The organism is Burkholderia sp. BCC1977 (assembly GCF_905339595.1).
Lineage (GTDB): Bacteria > Pseudomonadota > Gammaproteobacteria > Burkholderiales > Burkholderiaceae > Burkholderia.
Genome location: NZ_CAJPGQ010000060.1, coordinates 1 through 17551 on the forward strand (window position 1 = coordinate 1; position 17551 = coordinate 17551).

General features: G+C 68.9%; 16 protein-coding genes and 1 pseudogene. 13 read left to right on the top strand and 4 right to left on the bottom strand.

Going from position 1 to position 17551, the window contains the following annotated elements; translation table 11 throughout:
- Positions 1 to 338, bottom strand: a pseudogene (locus U5771_RS31880) (flagellar biosynthesis protein FlgA); the annotation flags it as partial.
- Between the two features lie 205 nt (positions 339 to 543).
- Here U5771_RS31880 and U5771_RS31885 point away from each other — a divergent pair.
- From U5771_RS31885 to U5771_RS31945, 13 genes are all read left to right on the top strand, one after another.
- Complete coding sequence (locus U5771_RS31885; protein WP_322027615.1) at positions 544 to 1032, top strand: flagellar basal body rod protein FlgB; 489 nt, start codon at positions 544 to 546, stop codon at positions 1030 to 1032.
- Positions 1033 to 1068: 36 nt separating this feature from the next.
- Positions 1069 to 1494 (top strand): flagellar basal body rod protein FlgC, encoded by a 426-nt coding sequence (flgC, locus tag U5771_RS31890; RefSeq protein ID WP_322027616.1) that lies wholly within the window; start codon positions 1069 to 1071, stop codon positions 1492 to 1494.
- Between the two features lie 76 nt (positions 1495 to 1570).
- Positions 1571 to 2317 (top strand): flagellar hook assembly protein FlgD, encoded by a 747-nt coding sequence (locus tag U5771_RS31895; RefSeq protein ID WP_322027617.1) that lies wholly within the window; start codon positions 1571 to 1573, stop codon positions 2315 to 2317.
- A gap of 28 nt (positions 2318 to 2345) precedes the next feature.
- Positions 2346 to 3587 carry a flagellar hook protein FlgE gene (gene flgE, locus U5771_RS31900; RefSeq protein WP_322027618.1) on the top strand — a complete coding sequence of 414 codons (1242 nt, stop codon included), beginning with the start codon at positions 2346 to 2348 and terminating at the stop codon, positions 3585 to 3587.
- A gap of 20 nt (positions 3588 to 3607) precedes the next feature.
- Complete coding sequence (gene flgF / locus U5771_RS31905; protein WP_322027619.1) at positions 3608 to 4366, top strand: flagellar basal-body rod protein FlgF; 759 nt, start codon at positions 3608 to 3610, stop codon at positions 4364 to 4366.
- Between the two features lie 35 nt (positions 4367 to 4401).
- Positions 4402 to 5190: a flagellar basal-body rod protein FlgG gene (gene flgG, locus U5771_RS31910; RefSeq protein ID WP_014895799.1), complete on the top strand. Its 789-nt coding sequence runs from the start codon at positions 4402 to 4404 to the stop codon at positions 5188 to 5190.
- A gap of 21 nt (positions 5191 to 5211) precedes the next feature.
- On the top strand, positions 5212 to 5901 hold the full coding sequence (flgH, locus tag U5771_RS31915; protein WP_322027620.1) for a flagellar basal body L-ring protein FlgH: 690 nt from the start codon (positions 5212 to 5214) through the stop codon (positions 5899 to 5901).
- Between the two features lie 5 nt (positions 5902 to 5906).
- A complete protein-coding gene (locus tag U5771_RS31920) occupies positions 5907 to 7112 on the top strand; it encodes a flagellar basal body P-ring protein FlgI (protein ID WP_322027621.1) in 1206 nt (401 codons plus the stop codon).
- The gene (gene flgJ, locus U5771_RS31925) at positions 7113 to 8096 is read left to right on the top strand and encodes a flagellar assembly peptidoglycan hydrolase FlgJ (protein ID WP_322027622.1); all 984 of its coding nucleotides are present in this window, start codon (positions 7113 to 7115) and stop codon (positions 8094 to 8096) included. It begins immediately after the preceding gene.
- Positions 8097 to 8314: 218 nt separating this feature from the next.
- Positions 8315 to 9070, top strand: a complete 756-nt coding sequence (locus U5771_RS31930; RefSeq protein ID WP_322027623.1) for a flagellar brake protein — start codon at positions 8315 to 8317, stop codon at positions 9068 to 9070.
- Positions 9071 to 9262: 192 nt separating this feature from the next.
- Complete coding sequence (gene flgK, locus U5771_RS31935; RefSeq protein ID WP_322027624.1) at positions 9263 to 11245, top strand: flagellar hook-associated protein FlgK; 1983 nt, start codon at positions 9263 to 9265, stop codon at positions 11243 to 11245.
- A 23-nt stretch (positions 11246 to 11268) separates the two neighbouring features.
- The gene (flgL, locus tag U5771_RS31940; RefSeq protein WP_322027625.1) at positions 11269 to 12510 is read left to right on the top strand and encodes a flagellar hook-associated protein FlgL; all 1242 of its coding nucleotides are present in this window, start codon (positions 11269 to 11271) and stop codon (positions 12508 to 12510) included.
- Between the two features lie 231 nt (positions 12511 to 12741).
- A complete protein-coding gene (locus U5771_RS31945) occupies positions 12742 to 14049 on the top strand; it encodes a solute carrier family 23 protein (protein WP_322027626.1) in 1308 nt (435 codons plus the stop codon).
- A 42-nt stretch (positions 14050 to 14091) separates the two neighbouring features.
- Here U5771_RS31945 and U5771_RS31950 read toward each other — a convergent pair whose 3' ends face one another.
- From U5771_RS31950 to U5771_RS31960, 3 genes are all read right to left on the bottom strand, one after another.
- Positions 14092 to 14679 carry a hypothetical protein gene (locus U5771_RS31950; protein WP_322027627.1) on the bottom strand — a complete coding sequence of 196 codons (588 nt, stop codon included), beginning with the start codon at positions 14677 to 14679 and terminating at the stop codon, positions 14092 to 14094.
- Between the two features lie 72 nt (positions 14680 to 14751).
- Positions 14752 to 15258, bottom strand: coding sequence for a spore coat U domain-containing protein (locus U5771_RS31955; RefSeq protein ID WP_322027628.1), 507 nt, complete (start codon positions 15256 to 15258; stop codon positions 14752 to 14754).
- Positions 15255 to 17549, bottom strand: a complete 2295-nt coding sequence (locus U5771_RS31960) for a fimbria/pilus outer membrane usher protein (protein WP_322027629.1) — start codon at positions 17547 to 17549, stop codon at positions 15255 to 15257. Before U5771_RS31960 ends, U5771_RS31955 begins: the two co-directional genes overlap by 4 nt.
- Between the last annotated feature and the right edge of the window lie 2 nt (positions 17550 to 17551).

Here is a 17551-nt window from a genome sequence, read left to right on the forward strand (position 1 = left end):
AATGTATCCCAAGCCGAGCCGGTCGCGCCAGCCACGCCAGCCACGCCAGACACGCCAGACACGCCAGATACGCCGGCGGCACCACTCGCGCCGCCCGCCATCCCCGCGCCCACGCCCGCACCCGAAGCCGCTCCCGCATTCCCGCCGAACCGCCCGCCGCTCGCCGCGTTCGCCTGCGCGAGCGCGGTCTCGGCCGTCTCGCCGCGTCCGGGAATCACGATCATCCCGTCGTCCGCGTGCGCAACCGGCACCGCGAGCCACAGCGCCGCGGCGAGCGCGAACGCACGCGGCATGCGCGTGCCGCGTCCGTCGTTTCCGCGAAGTGCGCTGCCAGTCATCGCCGTGTCCTCGAAGCCGTTGATCCGATTTGCATTCTAGGGAGCCGGGCCGTCGCGCAAACGATGAATAGAGGGGGCCTTTGCCGCGTTATTCGTCCGATTGCCGGTTGCGCCCGGCGCCTACCATCGCTGTCATGGAAAAAAGCCCCTTGGGTCGCCATCCGGCCCGAGCGGCGTGCAGCGCTTCATACGGAGAGACGCACACATGCTGGACAAACTCGATGCCGAATTCGCGTTCGGCCGACAGGCGCTCGACGTGCGCGCCTATCGGCAGGAGCTGCTGTCGTCGAACATCGCGAACGCCGACACGCCCGGCTACCAGGCCCGCGACACCGATTTCGCGTCGACCCTCGCGCGCTCGCTGAAGCAGACCGGCGGCGGTCTCGCGCCGAGCAACGCCGCGCAGCTGCCGATGGCGCAGCCGGCCGGCGTGACGAGCGGGATGACGATGGTATCGACGGCGCCGGGCCATATGGCCGGCACCGCGAAGCTGATGCCGACCGGCGGCACGGCCGACGACTACGGTCGTGCGCAGTACCGGATGCCGCTGCAGCCGTCGCTCGACGGCAACACGGTCGATCTCGACGTCGAGCGCGTGCAGTTCGCGAACAACGCGCTGCACTACGAAACCGGGATGACCGTGATGACCCAGCAGATCAAGGCGATGATCGCCGCGATCTCGACGAACTCGTAAGCGCGCGCCGCTTCCGCACCCGCACCAGGAGCCTCCATGCCTTCGTTGATGAACATCTTCGGCGTCGCCGGTTCGGCGCTGTCCGCGCAATCGCAGCGCCTGAACGTCACCGCGTCGAACCTCGCGAACGCCGACAGCGCGACCGGCCCCGACGGCAAGCCGTACAAGGCCAAGCAGGTCGTGTTCGCGGCCGACCCGATCGGCGGCGCGCGCACGGCGTCCGGCCAGGGCGTGGGCGGCGTGCGCGTGACCCGGGTGGTCGACGATCCGTCGCCGATGAAGTCGACCTACGACCCGGCGAATCCGGCCGCCGACGCGAACGGCTACGTGCAGATGCCGAACGTCGATCCGGTGCAGGAGATGGTGAACATGATCTCGGCGTCGCGCTCGTACCAGGCCAACGTCGAGACGCTGAACACCGCGAAGACGCTGATGCTCAAGACGCTGACGATCGGCACGTAAGCCGCGCGCCGAGCGTCCCTCCACACCGAGACCCAGATCCTTCGGTTTCGACAGTTCCGACACAAGGCCACCCAGGATGACTTCCTCCAGCACGACGATCGGCAGCAGCGGCACCAACGTGTCGACCGTGCCGACCGACACGATGAACACCAACAACGTGTCGACGACCGGCACGTCGGCGAGCGACCTGCAGGCGACGTTCCTGAAGCTGCTCGTCACGCAGCTGCAGAACCAGGATCCGACGAGCCCGGTCGACAGCTCGCAGATGACGTCGCAGCTCGCGCAGATCAATACGGTGAGCGGCATCGCGCAGCTGAACACGTCGCTGACGTCGCTGTCGACGCAGCTCGCGGCCGGCCAGCAGACGCAGGCCGCGCTGCTGATCGGCACGAACGTGCTCGCGCCGGGCAACAGCGTCGCGGTGAAGAGCGGCGCGGCGTCGCCGTTCGGCGTGTCGCTCACGAGCGACGTGTCGAACCTGACGATCACCGTGAAGAACAGCGCGGGCGTCGTGGTCAACACGATCAACGCGGGCCAGCAGTCGGCCGGCACGGTGCCGTTCAACTGGACGCCGACCGATACGGCCGGCAACGCGCTGCCGGACGGCAAGTACACCGTGAGCGCGCAGTACACGGGCACCGACGGCAAGACGTATGCGCCGACCGTGCTCGCGGCCGCGCAGGTGCAGAGCGTGATCAAGCAGGCCGACGGCACGGCGGGGCTCGTGCTGTCGAACGGCACGACGGTGGGGTTGACCCAGGTCGCGTCGATTTTCCCGAACACCGCGTCGTCGTCGTCCGGCGGCACGACCACCACCAACTGATCCAGCTTTCTCGAAAACGGAGACCGAAATGGGTTATCAACAGGGTCTGAGCGGCCTCGCCGGCGCCTCGAACGCGCTCGACGTGATCGGCAACAACATCGCGAACGCGAACACGGTCGGCTTCAAGTCGAGCACCGCGCAGTTCTCCGACATGTACGCGAACTCGGTCGCGACGTCGGTCAACACGCAGATCGGGATCGGCACGACGCTTGCATCCGTGCAGCAACAGTTCGGCCAGGGCACGATCAACACGACGAATTCGTCGCTCGACGTCGCGATCAACGGCAACGGCTTCTTCCAGATGTCGAACAACGGCGTGACAACGTACTCGCGCGACGGCACGTTCCAGCGCGACAAGAACGGCTTCATCGTCAACTCGGCGGGCGCGAACCTGATGGGCTACGCGGCCGGCAAGAACGGCGTGCTGAACACCGCGCAGACCGTGGCGCTGCAGGCACCGACGACCAACATCGCGCCGACCGCGACGACCAAGATCACCGGCCAGTTCAACCTGAACTCGCAGGACACGGTACCGGCCAAGACGCCGTTCGACCCGACCGACACCACGACGTACAACTACTCGACGTCGGTCCAGGCATACGACTCGCTCGGCGGCTCGCAGGCGGTCAACATGTATTTCGTGAAGTCGGCGGCCGGCACGTGGGAAGCCTACGCGGGCGTGCAGGGGGGCGCCGCGACGGACCTCGGCACGGTCACGTTCGACACGTCGGGCGCGATCAAGAGCACGACGCTGCCGGCTTCCGCCACGCCGACCACGTCGCTCGGCCAGTTCCAGTTCACCGTGCCGACCACCGACGGCTCGGCGACGCCGCAGAACCTCACGCTCGACCTGACCGGCACCACGCAGTTCGGCGGCAAGGACGGCGTGAACAACCTCACGCAGGACGGCTACGCGAGCGGCACGCTGACGACCTTCTCGATCGGCGCGGACGGCAAGCTGACCGGCAACTACTCGAACGGCCAGACGGCGGTGCTCGGGCAGATCGCGATCGCGAACTTCAACAACCCGAACGGCCTGATCAACCTCGGCGGCAACCAGTACGCCGAGACGGCCGCGTCGGGCGTGCCGCAGATCTCCACGCCGGGCAGCACGAACCACGGCACGCTGCAGGGCAGCGCGCTCGAGAACTCGAACGTCGACCTGACGTCGCAGCTCGTCAACCTGATCACCGCGCAGCGCAACTACCAGGCGAACGCGCAGACGATCAAGACGCAGCAGACCGTCGACCAGACGCTCATCAACCTGTAATGCGCGGATAACCGGCAGCCATGGACCGACTGATCTACACGGCGATGACGGGCGCGTCGCAGTCGCTCGACCAGCAGGCGATCGTCGCGAACAACCTCGCGAACGCATCGACGACGGGTTTTCGCGCGCAGCTCGCGACCTACCGCGCGGTGCCGATGAATTTCGGCGACGGCAGCAACATCGACCCGACGACGACGCGCACCTACGTGCTCGCGTCGACGCCCGGCGCGGATTACGCACCGGGTCCGATCACGCGCACCGGCAACCCGCTCGACGTCGCGGTGCAGGGCGCCGGCTGGCTGTCGGTGCAGACGGCCGACGGCAGCGAGGCGTACACGCGCGCCGGCAACCTGCACGTCGATGAAAACGGCCAGCTCGTCAACGCGAGCAACCTGCCGGTGATCGGCAACGGCGGCCCGATCTCGGTGCCGCCGAACGCGGAAGTGACGATCGGCAAGGACGGCACGGTGTCCGCGCTGATGCCGGGCGATCCGCCCACGGCGGTCGCGATCGTCGACCAGATGAAGCTCGTGAACCCCGACCCGGCCACGCTCGCGCGCGGCAACGACGGGCTGTTCCGCACCGCCGACGGCAATCCGGCCGACACCGACCCGAACGTGGTCGTCACGCCGAATTCGCTCGAAGGCAGCAACGTGAACCCGGTGACCGCGATGGTCGCGATGATCGACAACGCGCGGGCGTTCCAGCTGCAGTCGAAGCTGATCCAGACGGCCGACCAGAACGAGCAGTCGGCGAACCAGCTGCTCAACTTCAGCTGAGCGGCACGGCCCTCGCTACCAGGAGAAGATTCAACATGAACCGATCGCTCTACATCGCCGCCACCGGCATGAATGCGCAGCAGGCGCAGATGGACGTGATCTCGAACAACCTCGCGAACACCAGCACGAACGGGTTCAAGGCGTCGCGCGCGGTGTTCGAGGATCTGCTGTACCAGACCATTCGCCAGCCGGGCGCGAACTCGACGCAGCAGACCGAACTGCCGTCGGGCCTGCAGCTCGGCACCGGCGTGCAGCAGGTCGCGACCGAGCGCCTGTACACGCAGGGCGGCCTCACGCAGACCGGCAACTCGAAGGACGTCGCGATCAACGGCGCGGGCTTCTTCCAGGTGCTGATGCCGGACGGCACGAACGCGTACACGCGCGACGGCTCGTTCCAGACCAACGCGCAGGGCCAGCTCGTCACGTCGAGCGGCTACCAGATCCTGCCGGCGATCACGGTGCCGCAGAACGCGCAGTCGCTGACGATCGGCAAGGACGGCGTCGTGTCGGTCACGCAGCCGGGTTCCAGCAACGCGGTGCAGATCGGCTCGCTGCAGATCGCGACCTTCATCAACCCGGCCGGCCTCGAGGCGAAGGGCGAGAACCTGTTCGCCGAGACCACCTCGTCGGGCGCGCCGAACGTATCGCAGCCGGGCCTGAACGGCGCGGGCGTGCTCAACCAGGGCTATGTCGAGGCGTCGAACGTGAACGTCGTGCAGGAGCTCGTCAACATGATCCAGACGCAGCGTGCCTACGAGATCAACAGCAAGGCCGTGACGACGTCCGACCAGATGCTGCAGACCGTCACGCAGATGAAGAGCTAACCGGAAAGTCCCGCCGTCGCCATGAAGCAGGTTCGCCTCCTCCCGTCAGCCTCCGTCCGCGCCGCGTGCGCGGTCGCGGTGGCCGCGCTCGCCGGTTGCGCGCAGATTCCGCGCGACCCGATCATCCAGCAGCCGATGACGGCGCAGCCGCCGATGCCGATGTCGATGCAGGCGCCCGGCTCGATCTACAACCCCGGCTATGCCGGGCGGCCGTTGTTCGAGGATCAGCGGCCGCGCAACGTCGGCGACATCCTGACGATCATGATCGCGGAGAACATCAACGCGACCAAGTCGTCGGGCGCGAACACGAACCGCCAGGGCAACACCGACTTCAACGTGCCGACGGCCGGCTTCCTCGGCGGGCTGTTCGCGAAGGCGAACCTGTCGGCGGCCGGCGCGAACAAGTTCGCGGCCACCGGCGGCGCGAGCGCGGCGAACACGTTCAACGGCACGATCACGGTGACCGTCACCAACGTGCTGCCGAACGGCAACCTCGTGGTCAGCGGCGAGAAGCAGATGCTGATCAACCAGGGCAACGAATTCGTGCGCTTCTCGGGGGTCGTCAACCCGAACACGATCTCGGGCGCGAACTCCGTCTATTCGACGCAGGTCGCCGACGCGAAGATCGAATACTCGTCGAAGGGCTACATCAACGAAGCCGAGACGATGGGCTGGCTGCAGCGCTTCTTCCTCAACATCGCACCGTGGTGATGACGATGCAGCAGCCTCTTTTCCACCGCCTTTCGTTCCGTGGGTCCCGCGCATCCCGTGCGTCCCGTGCGCGTGCCGTCGCGCGGATCGCCGCCGCGTTCGTGCTGGCGGCGTGCGCGTTCGGCGCGGCACCCGCGCACGCGGAGCGCCTGAAGGACCTCGCGCAGATCCAGGGCGTGCGCGACAACCCGCTGATCGGCTATGGCCTCGTCGTCGGCCTCGACGGCACGGGCGACCAGACGATGCAGACGCCGTTCACGACGCAGACGCTCGCGAACATGCTCGCGAACCTCGGCATCTCGATCAACAACGGCTCGGCCAACGGCGGGCCGTCGTCGCTGAACAACATGCAGCTGAAGAACGTCGCGGCCGTGATGGTGACGGCGACGCTGCCGCCGTTCGCGCGGCCGGGCGAGGCGCTCGACGTGACCGTGTCGTCGCTCGGCAACGCGAAGAGCCTGCGCGGCGGCACGCTGCTGCTCACGCCGCTGAAGGGCGCGGACGGGCAGGTGTACGCGCTCGCGCAGGGCAACATGGCGGTCGGCGGCGCGGGTGCGAGCGCGAACGGCAGCCGCGTGCAGGTGAACCAGCTCGCGGCCGGCCGGATCGTCGGCGGCGCGATCGTCGAGCGCGCGGTGCCGAACGCGATCGCGCAGATGAACGGCGTGCTGCAGCTGCAGCTGAACGACATGGACTACGGCACCGCGCAGCGGATCGTGTCCGCGGTCAATGCGAGCTTCGGCCCGGGCACCGCGACGGCGCTCGACGGCCGCACCATCCAGCTCGCCGCGCCGGCGGATTCCGCGCAGCAGGTCGCGTTCATGGCGCGCCTGCAGAACCTCGACGTGAGCCCGGACAAGGCCGCGGCCAAGGTGATCCTGAACGCGCGCACCGGCTCGATCGTGATGAACCAGATGGTCACGCTGCAAAGCTGCGCGGTCGCGCACGGCAACCTGTCGGTGATCGTCAACACGCAGCCGGTGGTGTCGCAGCCGGGGCCGTTCTCGAACGGGCAGACGGTGGTCGCGCAGCAGTCGCAGATCCAGCTGAAGCAGGACAACGGGGCGCTCAAGATGGTGACGGCCGGCGCGAACCTCGCCGACGTCGTGAAGGCGCTGAACACGCTCGGCGCGACGCCGGCGGACCTGATGTCGATCCTGCAGGCGATGAAGGCGGCCGGCGCGCTGCGCGCGGACCTGGAGGTCATCTGAATGGCGGCGAACCTTCCGAACGCGAACGACCTGACGCAGCGCTTCGCGCTCGACGTGCAGGGCTTCGACGCACTGCGCGCGCAGGCGAAGCAGTCGCCGCAGGCCGGCGCGAAGGCGGTCGCCGGCCAGTTCGACGCGATGTTCACGCAGATGATGCTCAAGAGCATGCGCGACGCGTCGCCCGACGGCGGGCTGCTCGATTCGCACACGTCGAAGATGTACACGTCGATGCTCGACCAGCAGCTCGCGCAGCAGATGTCGAAGCGCGGGATCGGCGTGGCGGACGCACTGATGAAGCAACTGCTGCGCAACGCGGGGCAGGGCGCGGACGGCGGCACGGCAGCCGACGCCGGCGCGGCCGGGCTCGGCGCGGCCGGCTTCGGCGCGTCGGGCAACGAAGGCAGCCTCGCCGCGATGAACGCGATGGCGCGGGCCTACGCGAACGCGGCGAACAACGGCGGGCTTGCCGGCTCGCGCGGCTACACGGCCGGCAGCGCGCTGACGCCGCCGCTGAAGGGCGCGAGCGGCGTGCAGGATGCCGACGCGTTCGTTGACCGGCTCGCCGGCCCGGCGCAGGCGGCGAGCGCAACCACCGGCATCCCGGCGCGCTTCATCGTCGGCCAGGCCGCGCTCGAATCGGGCTGGGGCAAGCGCGAGATCCGCGCGAGCGACGGCTCGACGAGCTACAACGTGTTCGGCATCAAGGCGAACAAGGGCTGGACGGGCCGCACCGTGTCGGCGCTGACGACCGAATACGTGAACGGCACGCCGCGCCGCGTCGTCGCGAAGTTCCGCGCGTACGACTCGTACGAGCACGCGATGACCGATTACGCGAACCTGCTGAAGAACAACCCGCGCTACGCGGGCGTGCTGAGCGCGAGCCGCAGCGTCGAGGGCTTCGCGCACGGGCTGCAGAAGGCCGGCTACGCGACCGACCCGAATTACGCGAAGAAACTGATCTCGATCATGCAGCAGATCGGCTGAGGGGCCCGCCCCGCCGCCCGTTTGCAGTCTTACGGACCGCGCCCGGCACCCCGCCGCGCGCGGTTTCAACGTTTGCGCGAAAAAAACCGGCGTTTCGATCTAAACTTTCGGGGAGCACTGCCGCTAAGTGTGAGAGACCTGTAACCGGGCCATGTTCTGGCCCGGTTTTACTGCGCACCGGTCGTCCCGGGCGCCCATGAAAAGAAAACCGGCTAGCCATGAATATCGAAACGTCGACCGATCCGAGCCTGGATGCGGGCCATTCCGGGCCCGACTACGCCCGCCGCAATCCGCTGGAGATCGGCGTGCAGCTGCGCAACCTCGTGAACCGCGGCGACTTCCTGACCGTCCAGTACCCGGGCGGCCAGCTCGTCACGCGCCTGCTCGAGGTCGATGTCGGCGCGCGCACGTTCACATTCGACTGGGGCGCGCTGTCCGAGCAGAACGCCGGCATCCTCGGCGCGTCGCACTGCACCTTCGCGGCCGCGCCGGAAGGCGTGCGCGTCGAATTCACCACGGGCACGCCGCGCGAGACGCGCTACGAGGGGCTGCCCGCGTTCGTCGCCGATTTCCCCGACGTGCTGATGTGCATCCAGCGCCGCGAGTATTTCCGCGTCGATGCGCCGATCGTCGATCCGTTCCTGTGCCGCGGCGAGCTGCCGGACGGCGAGCGCTTCACGTTCGAGGTGCATAACCTGTCGCTCGGCGGCGTCGGGCTGCGGACGGCCGACGAGCGCGTCGAGGCGCTCGAGGTCGGCACGCTGTTGCCGGGCGTCGAGCTCGAGCTGACCGGCCACGGCAAGCTGTCGCTCGACCTGCAGCTGGTGTCGCAGCGTTCGACCCAGATGCCGAACGGCTCGCGCCGCTACCAGCTCGGCTTTCGCTTCATGTCGCTGCCGGGCAGCGCGGAGAACACGCTGCAGCGCCTGATCACGCAGCTCGAGATGAAGCGCCGCTCGCTCGCGCGGGCCTGACGCACCCGCTCGCGGCCCCGCTCGGGGCCGCTTCCGCACCGGCGCCGGCAGCGTCCGCCGGGGCGCGCGACAGACGGCGCGCACGCGCGCGCCGCATGCGCATTTTTTCCTCAATTTTTCCGATCCGCGGCCGTTATACCGGGAGTCACGCAACCCGGCGGCCGCAGCGCGGCCGGCTCATCAGGATCGCGCATGTCCAACACACTCATGAACCTCGGCGTCAGCGGCCTCAATGCCGCGCTCTGGGGCCTCACGACGACCGGCCAGAACATCAGCAACGCCGCGACGCCCGGCTATTCGGTCGAGCGCCCGGTCTATGCCGAAGCGAGCGGCCAGTACACGGCGAGCGGCTACATGCCGCAGGGCGTGAACACCGTCACCGTGCAGCGGCAGTACAGCCAGTACCTGAGCGACCAGCTGAACGGCGCGCAGTCGCAGGGCGGCTCGCTGTCGACGTGGTATTCCCTCGTCGCGCAACTGAACAACTACGTCGGCAGCCCGACGGCCGGGATCTCGACCGCGATCACCGGCTATTTCACCGGCTTGCAGAACGTCGCCAACAGCGCCGCCGATCCGTCGGTGCGGCAGACCGCGATCAGCAACGCGCAGATCCTCGCGAACCAGCTCAACGCGGCCGGCCAGCAGTACGACGCGCTGCGCCAGAGCGTGAATACGCAGCTCACCAGCACGGTGTCGCAGATCAACACGTACACCAAGCAGATCGCGCAGCTGAACCAGCAGATCTCGGCGGCGAGCAGCCAGGGGCAGCCGCCCAACCAGCTGATGGACCAGCGCGACCTCGCGGTGTCGAACCTGTCGAGCCTCGCCGGCGTGCAGGTGGTGCGCAACGACAGCGGCTACAGCGTGTTCCTCGCGGGCGGCCAGCCGCTCGTCCTCGCCGACAAGAGCTACCAGCTCGCGACCGTCACGTCGTCGTCCGATCCGAGCGAGCTGACCGTCGTGTCGCAGGGGATCGCCGGCGCGAACCCGCAAGGCCCGAACGAGGCGCTGCCGGACGCGTCGCTGTCGGGCGGCACGCTCGGCGGCCTGCTCGCGTTCCGCAGCCAGACGCTCGACCCCGCGCAGGCGCAGCTCGGTGCGGTCGCGGCCAGCTTCGCCGCGCAGGTCAACGCGCAGAACGCGCTCGGCGTCGACCTGTCGGGCAAGGCGGGCGGCGACCTGTTCACGGTGGCGGCCCCGGCCGTCTATTCGAACCAGGGCAATACCGGCAACGCGTCGCTGTCCGTGTCGTTCGCCAACGCGTCGCAGCCGACGACGAGCGACTACACGCTGTCGTACGACGGCACCAACTACACGCTGACCGACCGCGCGAGCGGGTCGGTGGTCGACCAGAAGGCGGGGCCGATGCCGGTCTCGCTCGGCGGGCTGAACTTCTCGTTCTCGTCCGGCGCGATGAATGCCGGCGACCAGTTCACCGTGCTGCCGACGCGCGGCGCGCTGGACGGCTTCGGCCTCGCGACGACGAGCGGCTCGGCGATCGCGGCCGCGTCGCCGGTCGTCACGTCGGCGTCGAGCACCAACATCGGCACCGGCAAGATCGCGCTGAGCGGGGTGACCGCCGGCTATCAGGTGCCGTCGACCAAGCTGACCTACGACGCGGCGACGAAGTCGCTGTCGGGCTTCCCGGTCGGCACCACGGTGACGATTCCGGGCACGCCGCCGACGTCGGTGACGATCAACAATCCGACCGACTCCGTGCCGTACGACCCGTCGGCCGGCGCGGCGATGACGATGTCGGGCACGGCCGCGGGGGCGCTGAACGGCGTGACCGTCACGCTGTCGGGCACGCCGTCGGACGGCGATTCGTTCACGATCGGGCCGTACGCGGGCGGCACGAGCGACGGCAGCAACGCGCTCGCGCTGTCGCAGCTCGTCAACGCGAAGACCCTCGGCGGCGGCACCACGACGCTCACGGGCGCCTATGCGAAGTACGTGAACAACATCGGCAACTCGGCGAGCCAGCTCAAGTCGTCGAGTACCGCACAGACGGCGCTGGTCGGCCAGATCACGTCCGCGCAGCAGTCGGTGTCGGGCGTGAACCAGAACGAGGAAGCGGCGAATCTGATGCAGTACCAGCAGCTCTATCAGGCCAACGCGAAAGTGATCCAGACGGCGGCCTCGCTGTTCCAGACCGTGCTGGGCCTGTTCAGCTGACCGGATTCGAGAGGATAGAAACGATGCGGATTTCCACGACCCAGTTCTACCAGCTGAACGTCGGCCAGATGAACGATCAGCAGGCCCAGCTCGCGCAGCTTTATCAGCAGATCTCGAGCGGCGTGAGCCTCACGACCCCGGCCGACAACCCGGTGGGCGCGGCGCAGGCCGTGCAGCTGTCGATGACGTCGGCCACGCTGTCGCAGTACGCGGCGAACCAGAGCACGGCGCTCGCGTCGCTGCAGACCGAGGACCAGACGCTGCAGAGCGTCAGCAGCGTGCTGACCGGCGTGCAGACGCTCGTCGTGCGCGCGGGCGACGGCTCGCTGGCCGACAGCGACCGCTCGGCGCTCGCGACGCAACTGCAAGGCTATCGCGACCAGCTGATGACGCTCGCGAACTCGAACGACGGCGCCGGCAACTACCTGTTCGCCGGCCTGAACAACTCGTCGGCGCCGTTTACGAGCAGCCCGAACGGCAGCGTCAGCTACGTCGGGGACTCCGGTACGCGCGACGTGCAGATCGGCGATTCGAGCCGCGTGTCGCAGGGCGACACCGGTTCGGCGGTGTTCATGTCGGTGCAGTCGCTCGGCAGTGCGCCGGTGCCCGCGGCCGGCGCAGGCAACCTGGGCACCGGTACGATCACGGCGGTGACGGTCACGAGCCCGGCGGCCGCGACGAACGGCGACCACTTTTCGATCACGTTCGGCGGCACGGCCGCCGCGCCGACCTACACGGTCACCGACAGCTCGGCCAAGCCGCCGACCACCACGCCCGCGCAGGCATACACGTCGGGTTCGGCGATCGCGCTTGGCGGCGGGATGACGGTAGCCGTGTCGGGCACGCCGGCCGCCGGCGACACGTTCAGCGTGGCGCCCGGCCCGCAGGCGAGCGGCGGCGCGGACATCTTCTCGACGCTCGATGCGATGATCTCGGCGCTGAAGACCCCCGTGACCGGCAACGCCGTCGCGGCCGCGTCGCTGACGAACGCGTTGATGACCGGCTCGATCAAGCTCGGCAACACGATGCGCAACGTGACGACGATCCAGGCGTCGGTCGGCGGCCGCGAGCAGGAAGTCAAGGCGATGCAGACCGTCAACCAGACCGCGGCGCTGCAGACGACCAGCAACCTGTCGGACCTGACCAGCACCAACATGGTGACGACCATCAGCCAGTACCTGCAGGTGCAGAACGCGCTGAGCGGCGCGCAGAAGGCCTACGCGCAGCTGCAGAACATGTCGCTGTTCCAGTACATCAATCCGTGATCCCCGCGGCGCCCGCTGCGATGTGAGCGCCCGCTTACATCGCGCGGCGTCCCGGCCCACCGCTGCCGGGCGCCGCCGATGCCGTCGCGCCGCCCGGATGCCCGTCCGGCGGGCACGACCGCCGCCCCGGCGGTTCACGCTTGCCAGCCCCATTTCCGCTCCGTAAACTCGCGCCAGATTCCAGACCGGCGCACCGTCCGCAGCCGGCGTTCGACAGGAGCCCTTTTCCCCATGTCCGATTCCTACTTCCCGCGCTGGCGGGTGCAACCGACCGGCGCGGTCTCGCGCGTGGTCGGCCCCGACGAACGCCTGGCGTGGCCGCAGATGGTCGCGATGGGCGTGCAGCACGTCGTCGCGATGTTCGGCTCGACCGTGCTCGCGCCGCTGCTGATGGGCTTCGACCCGAACCTGTGCATCTTCATGTCGGGCATCGGCACGCTGCTGTTCTTCGTGCTGGTTGGCGGCCGCGTGCCGAGCTACCTCGGCTCGAGCTTCGCGTTCATCGGCCTCGTGATCGCGGTGACGGGCTACGGCGGCAGCGGGCCGAACCCGAACATCCCGGTCGCGCTCGGCGGGATCGTCGCGTGCGGCGTCGTGTACGTCGCGCTCGGCGCGCTGGTGCAGGCGATCGGCACGCGCTGGATCGAGACGCTGATGCCGCCCGTCGTCACCGGCGCGGTGGTCGCGGTGATCGGGCTGAACCTCGCGCCGATCGCGGTCAAGGGCGTGTCGGGATCGACCTTCGAATCGGTGATGGCGCTCGTCACGGTGCTGTGCGTCGGCGGCGTCGCGGTGTTCGCGCGCGGGATGATGCAGCGCCTGCTGATCCTCGTCGGGCTGGTGATCGCCTACGTGATCTACGCGATCGCGACCAACGGGATGGGCCTCGGCAAGCCGGTCGATTTCGCGATCGTCGCGCATGCCGCGTGGTTCGGCGTGCCGAGCTTCCGTGCGCCGGTGTTCGATCCGCACGCGATGCTGATGCTCGCGCCGATCGCCGTGATCCTGGTCGCGGAGAACCTCGGCCACATCAAGGCTGTCAGCGCGATGACGGGCACCAACCTCGACCGCTACGTCGGTCGCGCGTTCATCGGCGACGGGCTCGCGACGATCGTGTCGGGCAGCGTCGGCGGCACCGGCGTGACGACCTACGCGGAGAACATCGGCGTGATGGCCGTCACGCGGATCTATTCGACGCTCGTGTTCGCGGTCGCGGCGCTGATCGCGATCGGGCTCGGCTTCTCGCCGAAGTTCGGCGCGGTGATCCAGACGATCCCGGGCCCGGTGCTCGGCGGCGTGTCGATCGTCGTGTTCGGGCTGATCGCGGTGACGGGCGCGCGGATCTGGGTCGTCAACAAGGTCGACTTCTCCGACAACCGCAACCTGATCGTCGCGGCCGTCACGCTGGTGCTCGGCGCCGGCGACTTCTCGCTGAAGATCGGCGGCTTCGGGCTCGGCGGGATCGGCACCGCGACGTTCGGCGCGATCATCCTGTACGCGATCCTGCGCAAGGAAAAGGAACCGGGCCCGGTGGTGTGAGCCGCGGCGGGAGCGGGGCCGCGGGCGCCGGCGTATCGGCCGTCACGGATTCGGCTGCACCGAAAACGTCAGCGGCCATGCAAAGGTCCCGTCCTTCGCCTTCGGCGCGAACACGAAACGATAGGTCAGCGTGAACGTCGTCTTCAGCGCCGTATAGGGCACGGCGATCGTACCGCCCGTCCCCGGCAGCACGACCTTGCCGCCGAAGCCGGTGATCTCGATCGAACTGAACTGCGACTGGTTGGCGGCAGCGACCTGCACGAGCACCGTGTACCCGGCCCGGTCGTTGGTCTGGATCGCGAGGGTCGTCCCGGACGGGTTGCTGGCGTTCGGCACGGCCAGGTAGCCGATGCTCGTGTCCTTGTTCGCGATCACGAGCTTCGCCGGATTGGTCGCGTTGAGCCGCGCATACGCCTGGACCGTCGCGCCGACCTGCACCGACCGGCTGGCCTGCTTCGCATCGGTATGGCCGGGCGCGGCGCCGAGCAGCGCGATCGACAGCGCTGCCAGCGCGGCGAGCGGCGCGCGTGCGCGGCCGCCGGCCCGTCGAGGCGCGAGCGGCCGCGTGCGGGTCCGTGCGCATCGGGCGCACCGCGATGCGGCGGCGCTCGCTGTCTCGGTTCGATTCATGTCTGCCCCCGTTGTCCGAGTCCGTGATGGCGATCGATGGCGGCATGCGCGACGCATGCGCCGCCGGCTCGCCTAGTAGTTGAACAGGATCGTGATGTTGTGGTCCGCGTAGCTGCCCGGCACGACGTTCTGGCCGCCGCGGATCAGCCCGTACACAGTGGCGTTGAAGGCGCCGGCGCCCGAGATCTTGCCCCACGAAATCACCGATGTGCCGCTCGTGCCGTCGCCCCAGATCGACGTGTGCGCGCTGTCGAGATACAGGTTGTAGCCGAGCGTCTGGGTGCCGCCGGTCCGCGTCATCAGGCGGTTCGCGAAGGTGCCGCCGCCCGCGCTCGCGGTGACCGTCGGCGTGGCGTTGCCGCTGCCGGTGCAGTTGACCGAGATCGTGACGGCGGACGTGGCGGCGTTGATCGTGTCGTAGGTGCCGAATGCCATCGACGACGGCGCATTCATCGTGCAGGTCGTTGCCGCGCGCGCGGGCGGTGCGGCCAGCACGACGGCACCGGCCGCGAGCGCCGCGGCGGCCCCGCGAAAGCGTGCGAGCCGGACCGGCCGCCCGCCATGCTTGCGATGTCTCATGGTGTGACTCCCTTGCAAAGATGGGTGCCCAGGTCCGGCAGCGGTTCGTCGCCGGCGGGAAAGCGCACGGTCACGTCGCACTGCCGGTCGCGCCACGCCGCATGCAGGTGGTTCTGCTCCGACAGGCCGGTGACGTAGACGACGCCGTCGCGGCCGACGGGAAACGCGTCCTTCTGTCCGTCGATCGTGACGGTCGCGCCGGCCGGCAGGTGGGCGCCGTTTTCGAGATCGAGCGTCAGCACCGCGCCGCGCGAGCGGGTGATCGGGAACACGAGCGCCATGCCGCTGCGGAAGTAGGGCACCGCGTCGAGCTTCAGCGTGCCGATCGTCGCGTCGAACGGCAGGTCGGCCTGCTCGATCGAGATCGGGTTGCTTTCGTACGCGCGCAGCCGCGGCAGCAGCGCGACGCCGTTGGCGTCGGTGCGCGCGACGAGCTGGTTGTCCGCGAGGATGCCGACGTTGGCGAAGCCCGGCACCTTGACCAGTGCGAAGCTGTCCGTGACCTGGCGCGACAGGCGTGCGGTGCCGTCGACGAACGCGATGCCGCCCGCCGCGTTGGCGCGCACGCCGGCGCGGCCGCGATACGCAGCCGCCTCGACGCTGTAGGTGCCGGTGCGCGTCTGCAGCGTCGCGCTCGCATCCTGCGTGTCGTTGCCGGCCTGCAGCGAATAGCCGAATCCTTCGCCGACCGGCAGGCTGCGCTGCAGTTGCGCGAGCATTTCGGCGTGGCCCTGCTGGCGCGTCAGCGTGACGGAGGCGCTCGTCCGGTTGTCGACGGGGATCGTCCAGGCGACGCCGACGATCGTCGCGCCCGAGCCGCTCAACGGCTTGCTGACGCTGACGTTGGCGAAGCCGAAGCGCCCCAGCTGCGCGCTGTAGCTGAGCGACAGCAACTGGGTCTTGTAGCCGTCGCGATTGTCGAGGAACACGTGGGCGAGCCCGAGCGAGCCGAAGCGGCCCATCCCGATGCCGATATTGACGCTCGTCAGCAGCTTCGGCGCGAGCGTGCCCGGCTCGAGCCCGATCTGCGCGAAATGCGGCGTTGCCCATTGCGCGTGCGCGCCGATCTCGACGAGGCCGGCCTGGCTCTCGGCGCCGATCGTCGCCAGCGCGCCCGGGCCCTCGGCGCTGCGGCTCGCCGCCGCGGACGCGTTGACGACGCCGAGCGGCCCGGCCAGCACCACGGCGCCGACGCCGAGATTCTGCCGGGACCCTTCGGCTTCCGCGTGGATCTCGCCGGTGAGCCGGTCGGTCAGGCCGACCCGGTGCGTCGCACTGGCGAACCAGCGCCCGTAGTCGTTGCTCGCCAGGCCGAAATCCCGCCGTTCCTTGCCGATCTCGTACGAATAGTCCTGCATGCCCTGCTTGAGCAGATTCGCGCTCGCGTAGAACGACTGGGTGATCACCTGCTCGCGGCCCATGACGTCGCGCACCACCACCCGCACGTCGCCCTGGCCGGTCACCACCGGCACGTTGTTGATCGCGAACGGACCGGGCGCGACCTCGCGCGTCGACGTCAGCGCGTTGTTGACGTAGACGTCGACGGTCGAAGGCAGCACGGCCTGCCCGCTCACGCCCTGCAGCGGAATCGTGACGAGTCCGGGCTGTGTCGCGAAATTGGTCGCGTACTGGATGCCGCCGAAGCGGATCGCGCGGCCCCACATGCCGGGACGGCTGATCGCGTCGCCGATGCGCAGGCTGGCGAGGTGGCCGGGCCGATCGGTCGTCCACGTCGTTTCGAGGCGGGTCAGGCGCCGGGTCGGGCCCGATTCGTCAGCGAGGAACGTGCCGACGCCGACGCCGAAGCGGTTGAAGAACCCGAGCTCGAACAGCCCGGAGCCGTGCGTCTGGCCCGCGGCCTGCTCGGCGAGCAGATCGTAGTTGAAGAAGCCGCCGATGCCCGGCTCGACCGCGCTCGCGCGATGCCTGTCGGTCTCGTCGAAGGTCGCGCCGACGAATGCCTGCGCGGGGACGCTGATCGCCATCGTCAGGCTCTGCTCGTCGACGGTGTACGTCAGCCCCGCGATCGCCTTCAGCGGATAGAACGGCGCGTCGCTGCCGGCCAGCGGCGCGGCGTCCGGCTGCTTGAGCCGCCAGCGCTTCAGGTCGTCGGCCGATACGTAGAACGCGCCGTCGGCCGCCTTGATCAGCAACGCGGTTTCGTCGAGCCCCTGGCGGTTGATGTCGACCTGATACAGCAGCTCGGCCGGGCCGGCCGCCGCGCCATGCGACGCTTGCGCGGCCGGTGCCGCGACAAGTCGCTCTTCCGCGAGTGTGGTCTGCGCGCTCATGA

Coding starts and splice junctions, on each gene's coding strand:
- U5771_RS31885 (WP_322027615.1), top strand. CDS start 544: ATGCTGGACAAACTCGATGCCGAATTCGCGTTCGGCCGACAGGCGCTC.
- flgC (WP_322027616.1), top strand. CDS start 1,069: ATGCCTTCGTTGATGAACATCTTCGGCGTCGCCGGTTCGGCGCTGTCC.
- U5771_RS31895 (WP_322027617.1), top strand. CDS start 1,571: ATGACTTCCTCCAGCACGACGATCGGCAGCAGCGGCACCAACGTGTCG.
- flgE (WP_322027618.1), top strand. CDS start 2,346: ATGGGTTATCAACAGGGTCTGAGCGGCCTCGCCGGCGCCTCGAACGCG.
- flgF (WP_322027619.1), top strand. CDS start 3,608: ATGGACCGACTGATCTACACGGCGATGACGGGCGCGTCGCAGTCGCTC.
- flgG (WP_014895799.1), top strand. CDS start 4,402: ATGAACCGATCGCTCTACATCGCCGCCACCGGCATGAATGCGCAGCAG.
- flgH (WP_322027620.1), top strand. CDS start 5,212: ATGAAGCAGGTTCGCCTCCTCCCGTCAGCCTCCGTCCGCGCCGCGTGC.
- U5771_RS31920 (WP_322027621.1), top strand. CDS start 5,907: ATGCAGCAGCCTCTTTTCCACCGCCTTTCGTTCCGTGGGTCCCGCGCA.
- flgJ (WP_322027622.1), top strand. CDS start 7,113: ATGGCGGCGAACCTTCCGAACGCGAACGACCTGACGCAGCGCTTCGCG.
- U5771_RS31930 (WP_322027623.1), top strand. CDS start 8,315: ATGAATATCGAAACGTCGACCGATCCGAGCCTGGATGCGGGCCATTCC.
- flgK (WP_322027624.1), top strand. CDS start 9,263: ATGTCCAACACACTCATGAACCTCGGCGTCAGCGGCCTCAATGCCGCG.
- flgL (WP_322027625.1), top strand. CDS start 11,269: ATGCGGATTTCCACGACCCAGTTCTACCAGCTGAACGTCGGCCAGATG.
- U5771_RS31945 (WP_322027626.1), top strand. CDS start 12,742: ATGTCCGATTCCTACTTCCCGCGCTGGCGGGTGCAACCGACCGGCGCG.
- U5771_RS31950 (WP_322027627.1), bottom strand. CDS start 14,679: ATGAATCGAACCGAGACAGCGAGCGCCGCCGCATCGCGGTGCGCCCGA.
- U5771_RS31955 (WP_322027628.1), bottom strand. CDS start 15,258: ATGAGACATCGCAAGCATGGCGGGCGGCCGGTCCGGCTCGCACGCTTT.
- U5771_RS31960 (WP_322027629.1), bottom strand. CDS start 17,549: ATGAGCGCGCAGACCACACTCGCGGAAGAGCGACTTGTCGCGGCACCG.